This is a genomic window from Rouxiella badensis (assembly GCF_026967515.2).
GTDB lineage: Bacteria > Pseudomonadota > Gammaproteobacteria > Enterobacterales > Enterobacteriaceae > Rouxiella > Rouxiella badensis.
In genome coordinates this window covers 936,306-953,860 of record NZ_CP114062.1, presented here as the reverse complement: position 1 = coordinate 953,860, position 17,555 = coordinate 936,306, and the positions used below count along the sequence as shown (strand labels likewise).

16 protein-coding genes are annotated in these 17,555 nt (G+C 51.7%); 8 read left to right on the top strand and 8 right to left on the bottom strand.

The genetic code is table 11. The features are described from left to right. Positions 1–59: 59 nt before the first annotated feature. Positions 60–1,706 carry a multidrug ABC transporter permease/ATP-binding protein gene (locus O1V65_RS04550; RefSeq protein WP_269130222.1) on the bottom strand — a complete coding sequence of 549 codons (1,647 nt, stop codon included), beginning with the start codon at positions 1,704–1,706 and terminating at the stop codon, positions 60–62. Positions 1,707–1,847: 141 nt separating this feature from the next. Between O1V65_RS04550 and O1V65_RS04545 the strand changes: the two genes are divergently transcribed. Then, complete coding sequence (locus O1V65_RS04545; RefSeq protein WP_017490526.1) at positions 1,848–3,137, top strand: DUF445 domain-containing protein; 1,290 nt, start codon at positions 1,848–1,850, stop codon at positions 3,135–3,137. A 76-nt stretch (positions 3,138–3,213) separates the two neighbouring features. Here O1V65_RS04545 and O1V65_RS04540 read toward each other — a convergent pair whose 3' ends face one another. Next, positions 3,214–4,311, bottom strand: a complete 1,098-nt coding sequence (locus O1V65_RS04540) for a glycerol dehydrogenase (RefSeq protein ID WP_017490525.1) — start codon at positions 4,309–4,311, stop codon at positions 3,214–3,216. Positions 4,312–4,753: 442 nt separating this feature from the next. Here O1V65_RS04540 and O1V65_RS04535 point away from each other — a divergent pair, with 442 nt between their 5' ends. Beyond that, a complete protein-coding gene (locus O1V65_RS04535; RefSeq protein ID WP_017490524.1) occupies positions 4,754–4,933 on the top strand; it encodes a hypothetical protein in 180 nt (59 codons plus the stop codon). A gap of 275 nt (positions 4,934–5,208) precedes the next feature. Here the strand turns inward: O1V65_RS04535 and O1V65_RS04530 are convergent, their stop codons facing one another. Beyond that, positions 5,209–6,864 (bottom strand): glucan biosynthesis protein D, encoded by a 1,656-nt coding sequence (locus O1V65_RS04530; protein ID WP_084912443.1) that lies wholly within the window; start codon positions 6,862–6,864, stop codon positions 5,209–5,211. 495 nt (positions 6,865–7,359) lie between these two features. On the opposite strand from O1V65_RS04530, the gene O1V65_RS04525 reads away from it, so the two are divergent. Both O1V65_RS04525 and rcsA read left to right on the top strand, forming a co-directional pair. Next, positions 7,360–8,784: a pyridoxal phosphate-dependent decarboxylase family protein gene (locus O1V65_RS04525; protein ID WP_269130221.1), complete on the top strand. Its 1,425-nt coding sequence runs from the start codon at positions 7,360–7,362 to the stop codon at positions 8,782–8,784. A gap of 408 nt (positions 8,785–9,192) precedes the next feature. Further along, the gene (gene rcsA / locus O1V65_RS04520) at positions 9,193–9,819 is read left to right on the top strand and encodes a transcriptional regulator RcsA (protein WP_165429156.1); all 627 of its coding nucleotides are present in this window, start codon (positions 9,193–9,195) and stop codon (positions 9,817–9,819) included. 72 nt (positions 9,820–9,891) lie between these two features. Here rcsA and dsrB read toward each other — a convergent pair whose 3' ends face one another. From dsrB to O1V65_RS04495, 5 genes are all read right to left on the bottom strand, one after another. Further along, entirely contained in the window at positions 9,892–10,083 is a 192-nt protein-coding gene (gene dsrB, locus O1V65_RS04515) for a protein DsrB (RefSeq protein WP_269130220.1), read from the bottom strand. Between the two features lie 194 nt (positions 10,084–10,277). Continuing rightward, positions 10,278–10,490 carry a transcription antiterminator/RNA stability regulator CspE gene (cspE, locus tag O1V65_RS04510; protein WP_017492681.1) on the bottom strand — a complete coding sequence of 71 codons (213 nt, stop codon included), beginning with the start codon at positions 10,488–10,490 and terminating at the stop codon, positions 10,278–10,280. 428 nt (positions 10,491–10,918) lie between these two features. Then, positions 10,919–11,272, bottom strand: coding sequence for a hypothetical protein (locus tag O1V65_RS04505; RefSeq protein WP_017492680.1), 354 nt, complete (start codon positions 11,270–11,272; stop codon positions 10,919–10,921). Between the two features lie 155 nt (positions 11,273–11,427). Further along, positions 11,428–12,486 carry an NAD(P)-dependent alcohol dehydrogenase gene (locus O1V65_RS04500; protein ID WP_017492679.1) on the bottom strand — a complete coding sequence of 353 codons (1,059 nt, stop codon included), beginning with the start codon at positions 12,484–12,486 and terminating at the stop codon, positions 11,428–11,430. Between the two features lie 229 nt (positions 12,487–12,715). Next, the gene (locus tag O1V65_RS04495; protein WP_017492678.1) at positions 12,716–13,726 is read right to left on the bottom strand and encodes an AI-2E family transporter; all 1,011 of its coding nucleotides are present in this window, start codon (positions 13,724–13,726) and stop codon (positions 12,716–12,718) included. Positions 13,727–13,892: 166 nt separating this feature from the next. Between O1V65_RS04495 and O1V65_RS04490 the strand changes: the two genes are divergently transcribed. The 4 genes from O1V65_RS04490 to O1V65_RS04475 all read left to right on the top strand — a co-directional run bounded on the left by O1V65_RS04490 (position 13,893) and on the right by O1V65_RS04475 (position 17,511). Beyond that, a complete protein-coding gene (locus O1V65_RS04490; protein ID WP_017492677.1) occupies positions 13,893–14,549 on the top strand; it encodes an epoxyqueuosine reductase QueH in 657 nt (218 codons plus the stop codon). A 275-nt stretch (positions 14,550–14,824) separates the two neighbouring features. Continuing rightward, positions 14,825–15,514, top strand: coding sequence for a DUF969 domain-containing protein (locus O1V65_RS04485; protein WP_017492676.1), 690 nt, complete (start codon positions 14,825–14,827; stop codon positions 15,512–15,514). Continuing rightward, positions 15,511–16,461: a DUF979 domain-containing protein gene (locus O1V65_RS04480; RefSeq protein ID WP_084912445.1), complete on the top strand. Its 951-nt coding sequence runs from the start codon at positions 15,511–15,513 to the stop codon at positions 16,459–16,461. The genes O1V65_RS04485 and O1V65_RS04480 overlap by 4 nt, the downstream gene beginning before the upstream one ends. A 27-nt stretch (positions 16,462–16,488) precedes the next feature. Next, entirely contained in the window at positions 16,489–17,511 is a 1,023-nt protein-coding gene (locus O1V65_RS04475) for a DUF2891 domain-containing protein (RefSeq protein ID WP_017492674.1), read from the top strand. The last annotated feature ends 44 nt before the right edge of the window (positions 17,512–17,555 follow it).

Below are 17,555 nucleotides of genomic sequence, written 5' to 3'. Positions count from 1 at the left end.
CGAAGAAAATAACGCGGCAAAAGGGATTCAGCACGGGGATTTGCCCGTGCCGATCGTCATTAAGGATTGATGGCCGCTACGGCATCGCGCGACGCAACCTCGCGATCCTCATTTGTCAGCTCACGAAGCTGGCCCTGACGCATCTCGAGCAGGCGGTCAGCCTGCTCGAAATACCGGTCATCGTGGCTGATAGCCAGCACCGTTTTGCCCATCGCCGAGAGACGCGGCAGCAGGTCGCAGTAAAAAGTGCGGCGAAACTGCGGATCTTGATCGGCGGCCCATTCGTCCAGCAACAGAAAATCACGCCCTTCGGCGGCGGCCAGCAGCAGAGCGACGCGCTTGCGCTGGCCCTGCGAAAGCTGCAAGTTACTGATTTTGCTGTCGTCAATATCGAGCTTCTCCACCATTTTCAGCTGCTGCAACCAGTCTTGCATTAGCATAGGATCGGGCTGCTGCCCGTCTGGACCCAATATTTTTCCGAACAGGTGGAAGTCGGTAAACACCGCCGAAAACAGCTGACGATAAGCCTCGGTGCTTTGCGCATCAATGGCAACGCCGTCGAGCAGAATCTGCCCGGATTTCGGGGTATACAGCCCGGTCAACAGCATCGCCAGCGTCGATTTACCGCTGCCGTTACCCCCAATAAGAAACACCCTCTCGCCACGATTGATGGTCAGATTGATTGGCCCAATGCTGAACCCCTGCCCTTCGTAGGCAAAGCAGACGTCGCGCAGTTCAAGCCGCTGCCACTGATGGTCCGGCGTCGCCGGGGCAAAATCCGCCTGATAGTCGGCCAAACGCAGCGTTTTAAGCTTACGGAAGGCGACCTGGGCGCTAAGCAAGGTCGGCAGTGCGCCCACGGCCTGCAACAGCGGCGTACGCAGGAACAGCAGCGTCAGCGAGAACGTTGCGGCTACGCCGTTATCCGACCATTCCAGCGAATTAGCCATGTAGAAGACCATGCCAATCGCGCCTAACATCATGATATTTGACCAGTTCACCGCGCTCAGGTGGTAGGTGTCTGCGCCAATAACGTGTTGGCGATAATGGGTTGCGTCGCGCTGATATTCTTCATGATAAATCTGCTGTGCGCGTTGGCGGTTCAACGCCAGCTCCTTACGCCCCTGAATCACCGTCTCGTAATCCTTTTGCAGCCGATCTTCGGCTTCACGAACGTGATTGAGATGATGGTACACGCGGGCCACCAGCTTGAAGCTGACCCAAATAGTGACCACCAGCCACAGCGCCGTGACCAGCAACATCTTCGGCGACAGCCAGCCGAGATAAGCGGCGCAGCCGAGGGTGAGAATAATCCCCTGCAACAGCTCGGGCAGCCGCACGAACGCCAGCGTGATGTTGCGAATATCGCTGCTCAGACTCGCCAGAAGCTGCGCGTTGCCAATCTGCTCGATACGTTCGATATCGGTATCCATGATGCGCTTGATGAACTGCCCGCGCAGCTGATAGACAAAATGGTGGCCAAGCGCCGTCAGGGCCAGCTGTGAGCCGAGGGTCACCGCCATCAACAGCAGCAGCAGAGCGAGAAACTGTGGCAGGACCGACATTGAGGCGTGGGTAGTGGCAATCAGTTTGACGTTAATAAAAGCAATGAGTCCGATACCCAGCGCGGCACTGGCCAGACTCAGCAGGATCACGCCAATAAACGGCCAGCGGTATTGTTTAAAAACGACGCGCAAAAGCTCCATGAAGATGTCTTCTCGATTTTATTTTAACTGGACGCAGTTTAATGGGCGAGTAGATGAGATCAAGACTAATTCTCATTTTCTCGCATAAGCGGTTGCGTAAAAAAGCTGACATTGACGTGAAGCTCGTCCTAAACTTATGTAATGGACAAAGAAAATGAACTCAGAAGAAGTAAACGTAACGCGCTGCTGCTGCTGTTAATCGCCGCCGCGCTGTTTGTCATCACCCTCTTTTTACCGCAAAACTTTTGGGTCAACGGGGTTAAGGCCATCAGCGAAGCGGCGATGGTTGGCGCATTGGCTGACTGGTTTGCGGTGGTTGCGCTGTTTAAACGCGTGCCCATCCCCTTCATTGCCGCCCACACCGCAATTATTCCGAAAAACAAGCACAAGATTGCCGATAATCTGGCGGTCTTTGTGCAGGACAAGTTTCTCGACCCCGGTTCATTGGTCAAGCTGATACGCCAGCATGACCCGGCCAAAGCACTCGGTAACTGGCTGACCTCAGAGGATAATGCCCGACAGTTTGGCGGTTATCTGGTGAGTATGATGCGCAACTTTCTCGACATCACCGACGACTGGCGCATTCAGCAACTGATTAAAGACGCGCTTTACACGGCGATTGATAAGGTTGACCTTTCCCGCTCGGTGGCGATGCTGCTCGAAAGCCTGACCAAAGACGGCAGGCATCAGGCGCTGCTCGACCAGACGATGCAGAAACTGATCGTGCTGCTGGAGCAACCCTCAAGCCGCGAGTTTATCGCCACGCAGATTGTGCGCTGGGTCAAACGCGAACATCCGATAAAATCCAAGATGTTACCGACTGAATGGCTGGGGGAAAATGGCGCGACCATGGTGTCGAATGCCGTCAATTCGCTGCTGGATGATATCGGCAGCGACCGTGGCCACGCTTTCCGTCAAAGCTTCGACCGCGTTATCGAACGCTTTATCGCCCGACTGCAAAACGATCCAAAAATGGCCGCCAAGGCCGAGGAGATCAAAGAGTACCTGAAGAACGATCCCAAACTGACGCAATACATTGTCGGCCTGTGGGGTGACCTGCGTCAGTGGATCAAGCAAGATCTCGACAGGCCCGACTCCATGCTGCATGCGAGAGTCACCGAGTCTGGACTGTGGCTGGGCAACATGTTGAGCCGCGACCCGGCCCTGCGTGAATCGATGAATCAACAAATGGAGATGCTGGCGGAGCAAATGGCGCCGGACTTTGCCCAGTTCCTGACGCGTCATATTAGCGATACGGTTAAAAGCTGGGACGAAAAAGACATGTCACGGCAGATTGAGCTCAACATTGGTAAGGATCTACAGTTTATTCGCATCAACGGTACCTTGGTTGGCGCGGGAATTGGGCTGATCCTCTATTTGATCTCACAGCTTCCTCTCGCTATCCCGCAGGTCTGGCAGTCGTTCCAGTAAGAGAGTTTGCTGATTTCATCTTAAAAATCTGAGTTTACAATGAAGCCGCCCACAATAGTCGGGGCGGCTTTGCGGCTTATTTCACCGTTTTGCTAAAGGCGTCGACGGCAAGAATGGCGTTGGCGACATCCTCCGCAGAGAGGTTGGGATTGAGATTACCCAGCGTATCGCCCTCTCCCCCTGCCAATTCTCCGACTTTTACCAGATTCTCGTAGCTCTCTTTCTCGAGATGCATCTCTTTAAGCGTGGTTGGCATTTTGATGGCGCGATAGAAGCGAACGTATTTAGCTATCTCTTCGTCAGGACGCTGCTCCAGCACCATTTGCGTCAGCGTGCCGTAGGCCACTTTCTCACCGTGTGTCAGGTGATGGACATCGCCCTTAATTGCCGTAAAACCGTTGTGAATAGCGTGCGCACCGGCAAGCCCTGCGTTTTCGAACCCGAGTCCGGACAGCAGGGTGTTAGCCTCAACGACGGCCTCAACCGCTGGCGTCACCAGCTTTTGCTCAACCGCGGTATAAGCGCTGTAGCCATAGGTCAGTAGCGTTTTCTCACAGGCTTCGGCAATTGCCATGCCGGCAATGGTTGGCGCGCCGCCGACCATCGAGGTGCCGTGAGAACGCAGCACCGCCTGAGCCTCCACAAAGGTCGCTAAACCATCGGCAATACCGGAGGCAAAGAGGCGTACCGGTGCCTGCGCGCAGATTTGGGTATCAACCAACACCAGATCGGGATTTTTATCGTAGAAACGGTAGGTATCAAACACGCCGTCATCGGTATAGATAACCGAAAGTGCGCTGCACGGTGCGTCGGTGGAGGCTGCTGTCGGCACGATGGCGACGTTTTGTTTCAGTTCATCGGCGATAGCTTTAACGGTATCGAGCGTTTTCCCCCCGCCGAGCCCTACCACAACGTGCGTACCCTGCTTGCGTGCTAGCGCCACTAATCGATTGATTTCGTTGGTGGAGGCTTCGCCATTAAAGATTTCATAAAAGAATTCAACGTTGGCTTTATCTAAGGAGGATTTTACCCGCTCACCGACAATACCCCAGACGGTTTCATCGGCAATAAGAAAGGATTTCCCCCCCAGAGCAGGGAGATATTCGCCGAGCTGGTCCAGAACGCCGTGACCTTGTACGTATTTACGTGGAGAAGAGAAGATAAATTTACTCATAATGACACCTCGGTATTGGAAGTTTTTATGATTGATCAATCGTTCTTGTTAAATATCTCCCCTCTAGACTAGTTCGCTTTAACCGATTTTTCATTGATTAATGCAGAAAAAAGCAGGCGAATAACACAAAAATAATGATTTAAATCAATAGATTGAATATATCTTTTCTTTTATAAATGATAAATCAGCTCAGATCATTATTATTAACAGACTATTTACTAAAATATAATAATTATCCCTCCGGGATGACCCTGCCAGGATTTAATTAAGCCAAGCCGCTAACGTTGTTTAATTTCAGCTATCAAATCTATCTATAAAAACGGTTTTACCTTATAAGGCCAATCGGCAAAAATAGCGACATCGCCGCAGGATAGTCAGTTGCATAAAGCCGCACGTTGTCAGCTATCCGTTATTAATATTAATGAGATTAATAAGGAATTTTATGTATAACTTTCAACGCTATCACTCAAAAGAATTGGCTCTTGCCTATATGAGCAGCAAGTCACACGACTTCACGCCGGAAGAGTTTTTGGAACAGCTTAAGAAAACCGAGCAAACTTTTGAGAACCTGCTGAAGCACGGTCACGACGTGAAAAAAGGTCTAGTCGTTAGGGCTTTTTAATATCAAACTAGTTTTTGATTTTAAATAATTTTCTGATTGAAAATCAGTTTTTAATTTCAAATTAGTTTTGATGGAAAATTAAATTATTAGGTTTGGGGTCAAAATCTTCCAGGTCTTTTAAGTCAAAGGCCCCTTTAAGCTTTGAAACCGGAAAAGCGCCTCGGAGCTTATTGACGTTGACCTTAAAAGCTGGCTAGGGCAGCCGCCCGATCAACCCCATTGCCCCCCAAGCCGTGCGCCAGCACAAAAAAGGGGGGAATTTATCCCCCCAATTTTTATGACATTTGTCGATCGTCGACGTACTTACGCTTGTCCGGTGCAGGTGGAAAATACTGATACAGCCAGGTTTCACTGAGCGCGTGGTCGTGCGAGCGCAGGAACATCCGCAACTCTACTGGATCCACAGACTCGCTGGTCGGATACCAGTCAAAGAGAATACGGTAACCGTCAAACGGCTGAACGTAGAGGATCTCGATGTTGTTGATCTTGCCGGAAGAGACATTAATCACCGGCTCGATCCCCTTGTCGGCGTAGGCCTTCAGCTCGCCGCCAACGAAATCGACCGCAAAACGTCGCGCCCATACGGTAGGATAATGCTCGCCCGGCGCCCAACCTTCCGGGAATCCGCCCATACCGGTACGCGTTGCCAGCACTTTCGCCATCGGGCTACGCACAGGCGGCTCGCTGCTCCAGTACAGACGGTAGCTGAAGTCCAGCGAGTCACCGGCCTTGATCGGTTTCTCAGGCTGCCAGAAGCAGACCACGTTATCCAGCGTTTCGCCTGTGGTTGGGATCTCCATCAGATTGACAGACCCTTTACCCCAGTTGCCTTTCGGCTCGACCCATAGACTTGGGCGCTTGTTGTACCAACCAATCACGTCCTGATAGTCATTGAATTCGTGATCCAGCTGCAACAGGCCAAAGCCTTTCGGATTTTCGTCAGCAAACGCGTTGAACTGAAGCTTTTGCGGATTATTCAGCGGACGGCAAACCCATTCACCGTTGCCGCGCCACATTGCCAGTCGGTCCGAGTCGTGAATCTGCGGATGGATGGTGTCGCAGCGCATACGCTCGTTGGTACCGCAGCTGAACATGCTGGTCATCGGCGAGATGCCGAGCTGTTTGACGTCTTTACGTGCGTGCAGGTGTTTGTCGATTTCCATCACCACGCGCGTTGGCTCGCAGTGGATGGTGAAACGATAGGCGCCGGTTACGCTTGGGCCGTCGAGCAGCGCATAGACCACGAAGGTAGTGGAATCGGCCTTCGGCGTTTCAAACCAGAATGAAACGAAATCAGGGAATTCCTCCGGCTGGTTGGTGAAGGTATCCACCGCGACACCGCGCGCAGAGAGGCCGTACTGATAGGTGTCATCAACCGCACGGAAATAGCTCGCACCCAGGAACGATACCACGTCACGCTGAGTCAATTCTGGCGCTTTGTTAACTTTGAAACCGGCAAAGCCAAGGTTGGATTTACCCACCAGCTGCTTAGTATCTACGCCAGCGTCATGATAGTTAAAAAGTTCTGGGCGGAAGTGAATTTCACGCGCCAGATTCTTATCGCCATCAAGGGCAAACATCTTCACCCGACGTTTGAAGCCCATGCCGACGTGAAACAGTTCGACGTCCAGCTGGCGATTTGGAATATCGTGCCACAGCGAGTGTGCGGCATCGTATTGAATGCTGTTGTAGGCCTGTGGTGTAAGATTTGCCAGCGTTTCTGGCAGCGGTTCAGGCGCGCCACCATAGGGCTGCTTCGCGAGAGAAGCGGCCATTTTCTGCAGGACAGAGAAATCGAAAGCGGTTGCGCCACCGTCTGCCACGTTCCCCTGCGCCGCCTCGGCCGAACCGGTGAACAGGGATGCCATACCAGGCACTCCACAATAAGCAGCAAACGCCATTGAAGCTTTAATAAATGCTCTTCGTTCCATGCCGGAAAGGTTTCCTTTGGCTTAGCAAGTGTGTTTTCCGACCGCGTTCGCCTTCGATGTGAGTGACTCAAACATCCTAAAGGTCGACGCCGCCGAGGTTAAAAATTACGACCACAAGGCTATCTTAAAATTCACATAACGAGTACCACAAATTGAATGCATTCAGCTAAAAAATCGCTTGCAAGATTACGGCGTTCAGGCGTGCTACAGCAAGGTTGTACGCGGGCTGAGCGTTAAATCATCTTCATCAAATCGTCCGAGGACCATGCTCAATTTTAGCCCTTCATTTCACGACTTTTAAGAGCATTCTGTTACGGGCCGTGCTGATATTCTTACCTATTTCGACCACCGACAGAAATAAAAAAGCCTGACCGATGAAAAGCCTTATGGGTCTCAATATGAAAATAAGTCGTTTTTCCCCTCAGCCCAAATAGGTTAGCGTGGATTTCAGACGACGTTTTTCTCCCTTTCTCTCTCTTAATCAGGATGTTGTTTATGCACCCGCTTTTGCAGCACGACCTTGAGCACCTCGATGAAATATTGGAACAGGCCTGCGATACCGCCCTGACCTATTTGCGCTCACTTCCGGAACGCCCCGTTAGCGCACCGACAGAAAGCCAACGCATTGCACCGGGCGACGACAAACTTTCTGAACAAGGCGTGGGTGCACAGCGGGCGTTGGCACAATTCTGGCATGATCATGCCGAAGGACTCTCTGCCAGCGCCGGACCACGTTATTTTGCCTTTGTCACTGGCGGTGGCACACCTGCTGCACTGGCGGCCGACTGGCTGGTCAGCGCGATAGACCAGAATACCCAGCTCAGCTTCGACTCCGTAGCTTCTGCACTCGAGGTTGCTACCCTCAGCCAGTTAAAACAGTTGCTCGGGTTACCGGAAAGCCTCTGCGGGTCCTTCGTCAGCGGCGCCACCATGGCCAACTTCGTCAGCATGGCAATCGCCCGCCAGTGGCTGGGCCTGCAGCGCGGCGTCGACGTGGCGCAACAGGGGCTGCATGCTCTCGGCCCCCTTCGCGTTATTTCGGCCGCCGCGCACTCCAGCAGCGTAAAAGCACTCAGCATGCTGGGCATCGGACGTGATGCACTGGTTAATGTCGCCACCTTGCCGGAAAGCGAAGCTATCGATCCCGCCGCCCTTGAACAGCTCTTGATTCAGGACTCTGGACTGCCGACGCTGGTATTGGCGAGCGCCGGTACGGTGAACACGGTGGCCTTCGATGACCTGCCTGCCCTGCTGGCTCTGCGTGAACGCTTTGGGTTCTGGTTGCACGTTGACGCCGCTTTTGGAGGAGTAGCCGCCGCATCGCCGCGGTATGCTGCGCTTCTCGAGGGCTGGCAGCAGGCCGACTCGATCACTATTGACGCCCACAAATGGCTGAACGTCCCTTATGACAGCGCGGTGCAGTTCACGGCACAGCAGCATCTGGCGCTTCAGGTACAGGTCTTTCAGAACCATTCAGCCTATCTGGCGCTGCCAAGCGTCAGACCCGACAACTATCTACACCTGACTCCTGAGAACTCACGGCGTTTTCGCGCCCTGCCGGTGTGGATGGCGCTTAAGGCTTATGGTCGCGCCGGAATTGCCGAAATTGTCGAACGCAACGTTCAACTGGCGGCGATACTGGCACAGGGCCTTGAGGCGACACCGGGCCTTACCCTGCTTGCCCCCGTTTTGCTCAACGTGGTCTGCTTCGCACTCGATTCTGCGAGTGCCTCAGCGGAGGAAACGGCGAAACGCGATCGTTTTCTTAAATTGCTCGATGCGGCAGGCGTGGTCCGTTGCACCCCGACGACGCTGGCGGGGAAACCCGGTATTCGTGCCGCGTTGGTGAACTGGATGACGGAAGAACAGGACATCAAACGGGCTTTGCAGTCAATGGTGCAGTGCCTAAAATCCGTGTGACACTTTTTAGGGCACGGCAGGCGTAAATTAATGAATTAGCCATTTAGGAAGCGTTTAAGATAGGTGAATAATTTTTAATCACCCTGCTTACAGATAGCCTAACAACTAATCGTTTGCCGTGTTAAGTAAAACCTTTCGAGGTTATTCATTTCTGCTATATCCCTGCATTTGCTGAGCTTAACAGTAAGCATCTCTTAAACTCTCAATCTAACAACGGTTAGTCGAACTTAAGCTAAATTGATATGGCAGAGGTAAACGGGTTTACCTCGAAAAAATATCTTTGTAATCGGCGCCGTTTTATTGCACAAAGGAATAGTAAGGACGCCTAATATTTAGCTTTTCTTACTTATAGCCCTCTACCCTAACAATCATTATGCAATACACGGATGTCTGCCGAGGACTCAGACTATGCAAACGATTATTTTTGAATCATGTCGTTTTACTCGCCTTGGATTGATACATTCACTTGCCGTTAATGGGATTGGTAGTCGGGAAACTTCCTATGCAAACTCCCTGGAGGATCTTCAGCGCAGCTGCGAACATCCGATACCTAGGATCATTTTAATCAATGAGTCCTGCCTGCCCATACAGTCGCAAAGCAGCACTATTATTCGCAACCTGATCGTTGAACATCCTCAAAGCCTGTTCATCATTTTTATGTCAAGCACCAACAATCACTTCGAGCAATACGTCTTTGTCCGCGAGAATGTGATTATTACTTCCAAGTCGATTAAAACGGCCACGCTCAATCAGCTACTGAGTCACCACGTACGGCAGTTTAATCTGACCGGAATCGGAGACAATCGGTTAAATATTTCGCCGGTGGTGCTGAGCAGAAGTGAATCCAACATGCTTAAAATGTGGATGTCGGGAGAAGGAACGACGCAAATATCGGACAAACTGAGAATCAAGGTAAAAACAGTGTCGTCCTACAAGGGAAGCATCAAGCGCAAGATTAAAAGCCAGAACAAGCACATCATTTACCACGTGGTGCGTCTGAGCGACTCGCTGACCGAAGGAATTTATGTGAGTTAATTTCGACAGTGGCTCCCATCCAGGGCGTTAAGGCGCATTGATGGGAGCTAACGAGGCGGAATAATTTGAAAGTCAGGCGTCTCGCGGCTCGACAAAAGTACCGTCTTTGCTCTGCGACTCATTGAAGAACCAAATTCCCGCCGGATAATTCTCGAGAGCAACCAGGTACATCACGCCCTCGTAAAAGGTTTCAACTTCCAAAACCGTCCCTTCACGACGCACGCCGCCGTCGGTTTTAACTGTAACCAGATCGTTAACCTTCATTATTTGCCCCATAGTAGAGAGTTGGCAGAGCCTGTTTTCGCTCTATTTTATTCTAGACTATAAGTGCAATGAAATGATTGAGCGCAAGGATAAAGCGAGGAATGACAAGGAGATAAATTGCAGGCAATAAAAAACCCGCCTTAGCGGGTTTTTGTAATCTACTTTATGCGCTGCAAAACAGCGAATAAGTGAGATTAGATAGCGGTAACGTTAGCCGCAGACGGACCTTTAGCACCGTTCTCGATAGAGAACTGTACGTTCTGGCCTTCAGCCAGGGTCTTGAAACCTTGATCCTGGATAGCGGAGAAGTGTACGAATACATCTTTGCTACCGTCAGCAGGAGTGATGAAGCCAAAGCCTTTAGACTCGTTAAACCACTTAACCTGACCTTTCATCATAGAAGACATAGAATTACCTTTTAAATATAAATTTCGCCACCATGGGCATGTTATAGCCGGATTTCAGTCGTTACTTATGGAGGCACTAAGAAGGAAATTCGTCAGATCAGTGTTATCGAGGATAACGCATTAAATTGGAACAACTTTACTCAGGATGTCGTGCATAAATAGGTCTGTACCACAGGCCGAGAGCTATTTACTCATGACTGCCGTTCAATAGCAACTCTTTTTAACAGTAACTGGAAGTAATTACCCTATTTTGTCGATTTAACACCCACAACGGTGAATATATCGGCAGCTATGCCTCTGTTTTAACTCCAGTTGCAGGGAAAATCGTGGCCAGAAATTGAAAATAAAAAAACGCTGAACGGTTTTAAACGCACAGGCAGGCGATAAAAACATTCAGCGTCGGGGTTTTGCACTGCGTTTTGAAGCGCTTACTCCATCATTTCCGAAACGGCATGACGCACATAGGCGGTGATTTGCGCCAAGTCTTCGGCTTTGGCGCTATCGCCACCAATAGAACGTACCCGATTCTCGAGATGGCCAATATCCTGCTCAACCTTGTGAGCGATTTGTACTTTAACAATGGTATCAACAGAAGAAATAAATGCTCGCATCACTGCTTTGAGCGCATAAATCTCAGAGAACGAATCGTAGGCCGGCTTTTCAGCGGGCGGCGCGCTATTGCTGCTCTGCTGCTTATCACGCGCTGACAGGTTCTTCAGGTTATCTACATGTTCAATAATCAGATCTATATCTCTGATTAATTCATCAAAATTCTTAGCCACTGATTTTCCTTCGCTCGGCGAAAGCAGAAGAATACCACTGCGGCAACAAGCCGAGAAGTCAGCAAAGAGGGGAAAGGTGAAATTTAGCGAAGAAGCGCCCGCCCTTTTACTTGGGCAGGCGCTTTAAACCTCAAAAAACGAGCCTCAGCGTAGGCTTAGGCGTTTTTCAGTGAGGCCATATCGATAACGAAACGGTATTTTACGTCGCTGTTCAGCATACGTGTATAAGCTTCGTTGATCTCGTCCATGTTGATCATCTCTACGTCGCAGCCGATGTTGTTTTCGGCGCAGAAGTCGAGCATATCCTGAGTCTCGGCGATACCGCCAATCAGTGAACCCACCAGGCTCTTACGACCCATGATCAGTTTACCGGCGTGAACAGCAGGCTCTACCGGCTCAATCAGACCCACCAGAATGTGCACACCGTCGCGCTTGAGGGTGTCCAGATACGGGTTCAGGTCGTGCTGATGCGGCACGGTGTCGAGAATGAAATCAAAGTGGTTCTGCACTTCTGCCATTTGTTTTTCATCGGTAGACAGCACAACATGGTTAGCGCCCAGACGACGTGCTTCCTGCTCTTTGCCTGCAGAACGGGTGAACAGCGTCACGTCAGCACCCATCGCGTGTGCGAATTTCAGGCCCATATGGCCCAAACCGCCCAGACCGACGATAGCCACTTTATGGCCCGCTTTTACGCCCCAGTGTTTCAGTGGAGAGTAAGTGGTTATACCCGCACACAGCAGAGGTGCCGCCGCTTTGAAATCCAGCGCTTCTGGAACGCGCAGAACAAATTTCTCGGAAACCACGATCTGCTCAGAGTAGCCGCCGTAGGTCATCATCTGGTCGTGGCGGTCCAGACTGTTGTAAGTCATGGTCGCGCCTTCGAGGCAGTACTGCTCCAGATTGGCTTCGCAGTTCTCGCAGTGCTGACAGGAGTCAACCATACAGCCCACGCCGACAGAATCGCCGACTTTGAACTTGGTGACTTTTGAGCCTACGTGCGTGACGTGGCCAATGATTTCATGCCCTGGAACCAGCGGATAAATACTCTGGTGCCATTCGTTACGCGCCTGATGGATGTCGGAGTGACAAACGCCACAGTATTTGATGTCGATAACAACATCGGTATCACGTGGATCGCGACGGACAAAGTTATGGGGTGCCAGCTCGGTCTCTGCGGACTGTGCGGCAAAACCTCGGACGTTAAGAGTCATCTGTTTTCTCCTGAGGGTTAACGAAATGAATTCTGGCAACGGTCATGGAACCGCAACCGGGCTAAAGTATGAAGGGTAATAAAGGAATATCGTTATAACGATCCTCGCTACTACTTGCCTAAAGCTGTTTTTTTCGAGATTTTTGGTTAAGCGCTGCGCAACCGGCAGGCTTAACCAAAATTTGTGACGCCTCGATCAGGCGCGGGGGTGACCGGTATCTGAACGGACGTCAGATAAGTCTGGCGGCTTTCAGCTCACTCTTGAGGTAAGCATAGTATATGGGTGCGGCAACGACGCCGGGAAGGCCAAATGCAGACTCAAAAATCAGCATTGCCAGCAGCACTTCCCAGGATTTGGCGTTGATGCTGGTGCCCACGATGCGCGCGTTGAGGAAGTATTCAATCTTATGAATAATAATAAGATAAGCCAGCACCATTGCACCGACCCACAGCGAGATCGACAATCCCACGATGCAGATGACGGTGTTGGAGATAAGGTTACCGACGACCGGCAACAGCCCACAGACAAAGGTGAAGACCACCAGCGTTTTCGACAACGGCAGGTGGATACCAAACAGCGGCATGATGCCAAACAGAAACACCGCCGAGAGCACGGTGTTGATCAATGAAATCTGAAATTGGGCAAACACCACGTTGCGAAATGACTGACTCAGCAGGCGCATTCTCTGCATCAAATCGCTTTTTAACGGCGCACGCTGATCGTCCGACCCTTGCCTTTGCAACGAGATTATTGCCCCGAGGATCATCCCCACCAGCATGGTCAGGAAAGTATGCGCGGCATTTTTACCCGCCGTTTGCAGCATCACGACGTGCTCGCGCATCCACTGGATAAACTCGCGCTGAAGCTCCTCGAGATTCGCCGGTAAATAGTGCAGCATCACCGGTGACAGACGGCTCTGCGCATCGTTAAGCAACTGGCTTATCTTGTTGTTGAAGGCCGCAGGGTTACGCACGTCATGCAGCAGGAAGGTCACAATGCCCATCACCGCAAGAATAAGGGCACTGACCACAATGGTGCTTATCAACGCCACCACCAGCCAGCGTGCCCGCTCGCCGCGAATGATTTTTTGGAAATAGGGCGTCAGCGCATTCACCAGTTCATAGACGATGAACCCAGAGATGAAACACCCCAGCAGATGAAGCGGCAGAATCAGAAGCAGCCCGCCCATGATAACGAGCAGGCTGAGCCAACGGATGTGATGCGGTCTCAATATTTGCATTGCTGCATCCTTACATAAATAGATAACGGGAAGCGTTCCCGGCCTTTACAATCATCATAGCACCTAAGTTTCAACGGCATAGATACCCTCGCCCGCGCTCATTTTTTTGACATGGTTTTTTCATCCCCTATCATAAAGACAGCAACGTGAACCAACAGGCCAAATAATGACCGATTTAATCCGTGACAAACTCGAGCTTCCCGCCGGGCATAACAAACTTCTCCTGCATTCCTGCTGCGCACCCTGTTCAGGCGAAGTGATGGAAGCGATTCAGGCTTCAGGTATCGAGTACGCGATATTTTTCTATAATCCCAACATTCATCCACAAAAAGAATATCTGCTGCGCAAAGAAGAGAATATTCGCTTTGCCGAACAGCATAACATTCCTTTTATTGACGCAGATTACGATACCGATAACTGGTTCGAACGCGCACGGGGCATGGAAAAAGAGCCAGAGCGCGGTATTCGTTGCACCATGTGCTTTGACATGCGTTTTGAGCGCACCGCCCTTTACGCCTTCGAACACGGTTACACCGCCATTTCCAGCTCGCTGGGCATCTCCCGCTGGAAGGACATGCAACAGATTAACGGCTGTGGTTATCGCGCCGCCGAACCTTATCCCGGCATGGTTTACTGGGACTACAACTGGCGCAAAAAAGGCGGCGCCGCACGTATGGTCGAGATAAGCAAACGCGAAAACTTCTATCAGCAGGAATACTGTGGCTGCGTGTATTCCCTGCGAGACACCAACTTGCATCGTAAATCACAGGGTCGCCCGCTGATTAAACTCGGCGTTAAATACTACGGTGACGAGGAGGAATAAGACCTCAAACGCCGACTTTTTCTCCTAAAATAATCTGGCTGCCGCGCCAGATTATTCTTCCTTCTTATGACCCGCCCCGCAATATCATTAATTCCTATGATTTCCACTTTTTAGAAACTTGCTTAACGCGCCCCTGCTTGTTACTTTCCGGACGTACAGATTTTTATGCACTTTCCATTAAGTGTACTAATAAAAAATATATATCTATAAATCATATTGATAAAAACACGAAACCATCTAAAAACAGATCTTTTTTGGACAACAGGGGATAGAAAATGTGGGTTCTTATTGGCATTCCAATCGTGGTGATTGGCTTTGCGCTGCGGTTTAATCCGCTGCTGGTGGTTACCGTCGCCGGTATTTCGACCGGTATCGCGGGCGGTATGCATACGGTTGACATCATTAGCGCTTTTGGGAAAGCCTTTACCGATAACCGTTACATGGGACTCGTTTGGTTAACACTGCCGGTGATCGCCCTTCTGGAGCGCAGCGGACTGCGGGAACAGGCCAAGCACCTTATTTCGAAGATTCATGCCGCTACCACCGGTCGCGTGCTGATGCTCTATTTCTTCATTCGTCAGATGACCGCCGCATTGGGACTGACCTCACTCGGCGGTCATGCGCAGATGGTTCGCCCACTCATTGCGCCGATGGCCGAAGCGGCCGCGACCACCAAATACGGCGACCTGCCTAACGACGTGCGCCAAAAAATTCGCGCCAACGCAGCGGCGGTTGATAACATTGCGGTCTTTTTTGGTGAAGACATCTTTATTGCCGTGCAGTCAATTCTGTTGATTAAAGGCTTCCTCGATCAGAACGGCGTCTTCGTCGAGCCTTTGCACCTTTCCGTCTGGGCCATCCCGACCGCCATCGCCGCGCTGATTATCCACTTTATTCGCCTCTGGCTGCTCGACCGCTCGCTCGCCAAACGTTTTGATGTACAGCAGGGGAGCCTCGGCAAATGATTACCTTAAATACCGTTTATATTATTGCCGGTTTACTGTTTATTGGCTTCGCTTGCTTTAATTTACGCGACCGCAGCAACCCTAAGCGTTTTGTCAATGCGCTGTTCTGGGGCATTTATGGCGTCATCTTCCTGTTCGGAACAGAGATACCGCACTTCGTTACGGGCTGTATGGCCATTCTGCTGGCGGTTATCGCCGGTACCGGCCAGCTGGGCAAAGGCAAAAGCGACGCTGAGCAACCCGAGGTTGCAGCGAAGCGCCAGGCCAGCGCCAAACGTTTCGGCAATCGTCTGTTCATCCCTGCCCTGATTATTCCGTTAGTGACCCTGATTGGCACCTTGACGTTGAAATATGCTCCGTGGGTCGAAGGTAAGAACGTCACGTTGATTTCGCTGGTGCTGGGTACGATTGTCGCCTTCGTGGTGGCGCTGTTGATGCTGCGTGACTCACCGCTTAAAGCGATTAAGGCAGGCGGGCAAATCATGGATACCGTCGGCTGGGCGGCGATTCTGCCACAGATGCTGGCGGCACTCGGCGGGCTGTTTGCGCTGGCGGGCGTAGGCGGCGTGGTCGCTAATCTGGTTAAAGATGTGATTCCGATGGGATCGCCGCTTGCGATTGTGATTGCCTACACCTTTGGCATGGCATTATTTACTATGATCATGGGTAACGGCTTTGCCGCCTTCCCGGTGATGACGGCGGGGATTGGTTTACCGCTGATCGTTCATCAATTGGGCGGTAATCCGGCGATTATGGGCGCAATCGGTATGCTTTCCGGGTTCTGCGGCACGCTGATGACGCCGATGGCCGCCAACTTCAATATCGTCCCGGCGGCGCTGCTGGAGTTACAGGACAAGCACGGGGTCATCAAGGCCCAGGCATTGACCGGTATTTTGCTGTTGCTGGTTAACACCGCGTTTCTGTATTTGTTTGTGTTCCGTTTCTGATAAACGGAACATCATGGAGTGGATGACATGACCTCGCAACAGCCCCTGCAACTGACGCCAGAAATGGCGTCACGCTTTGCTTCACTGGCGTTAAATCATTTAACCCGTGAATATCCTAACAAGCTGACTCACGCGCTGGTCGGCTCGGATGATGCCCAAACGCCACGTGCGCTGCATCCGATCTTCTATGGCAGCTACGACTGGCATTCCTGCGTTCACGGCTACTGGCTGCTGCTGCGCCTGCTGGACCGTTATCCTGACCTGCCCGAGGCGAGCAAAATTATCGCCGTGGTTGAGACGCATTTTACTGCCGAGAACGTCGCCGGTGAGTTGCGCTATTTGCAGCAAAAACATCACAGCGGTTTTGAACGTCCCTATGGTTGGGCATGGTTCCTGGCGCTGGCGCAGCAGACTGACGCGCTGTCGTTACCGCAGGCCCGAGGCTGGGCCAAGACGCTGTCGCCGATGACCGAGTTTTTCGTTAAAAGCTTCTGTGAGTTTCTGCCCAAAGCCACCTATCCGCTGCGCGTCGGCAGCCATTTCAACACCGCGTTCGCACTCTCGCTGACGCTGGACTATGCGCGCAGCGCAGGGCGTAAAAAGCTGGCGGCGCTGATAGAAGAAACGGCGCTGCGTTGGCATCTGGAGGACGTGAACTGTCAGGCGTGGGAGCCGGGCGGCGATGAGTTTCTTTCGCCTTCGCTGATGGAGGCTGAATTGATGCGTCGGGTGCTGGCCCCCCAGGCTTTCATTACCTGGTTTGGCCGCTTCCTGCCTCATCTGGTGCAGGGACAGCCCGAGACGCTGTTTACCCCTGCGACGGTGACCGACCGCACTGACGGCAAAATTGGTCACCTGGATGGGCTGAATCTCAGCCGCGCATGGTGCCAACGCTCTCTGGCCTCGGCGCTGCTCAAAGGAGACCCGCGCATTGCCCTGCTGAACGCCTCCGCTGACGATCACCTCAACAGTGCGCTAGAACATCTCGACAGCGACTACGCCGGGGAACACTGGCTGGCCACCTTTGCCCTGCTGGCGTTAGAAGCCTGATATTTTAAATAGACGCCTCTGACTTTGAGTACAGAGGCGTTTTC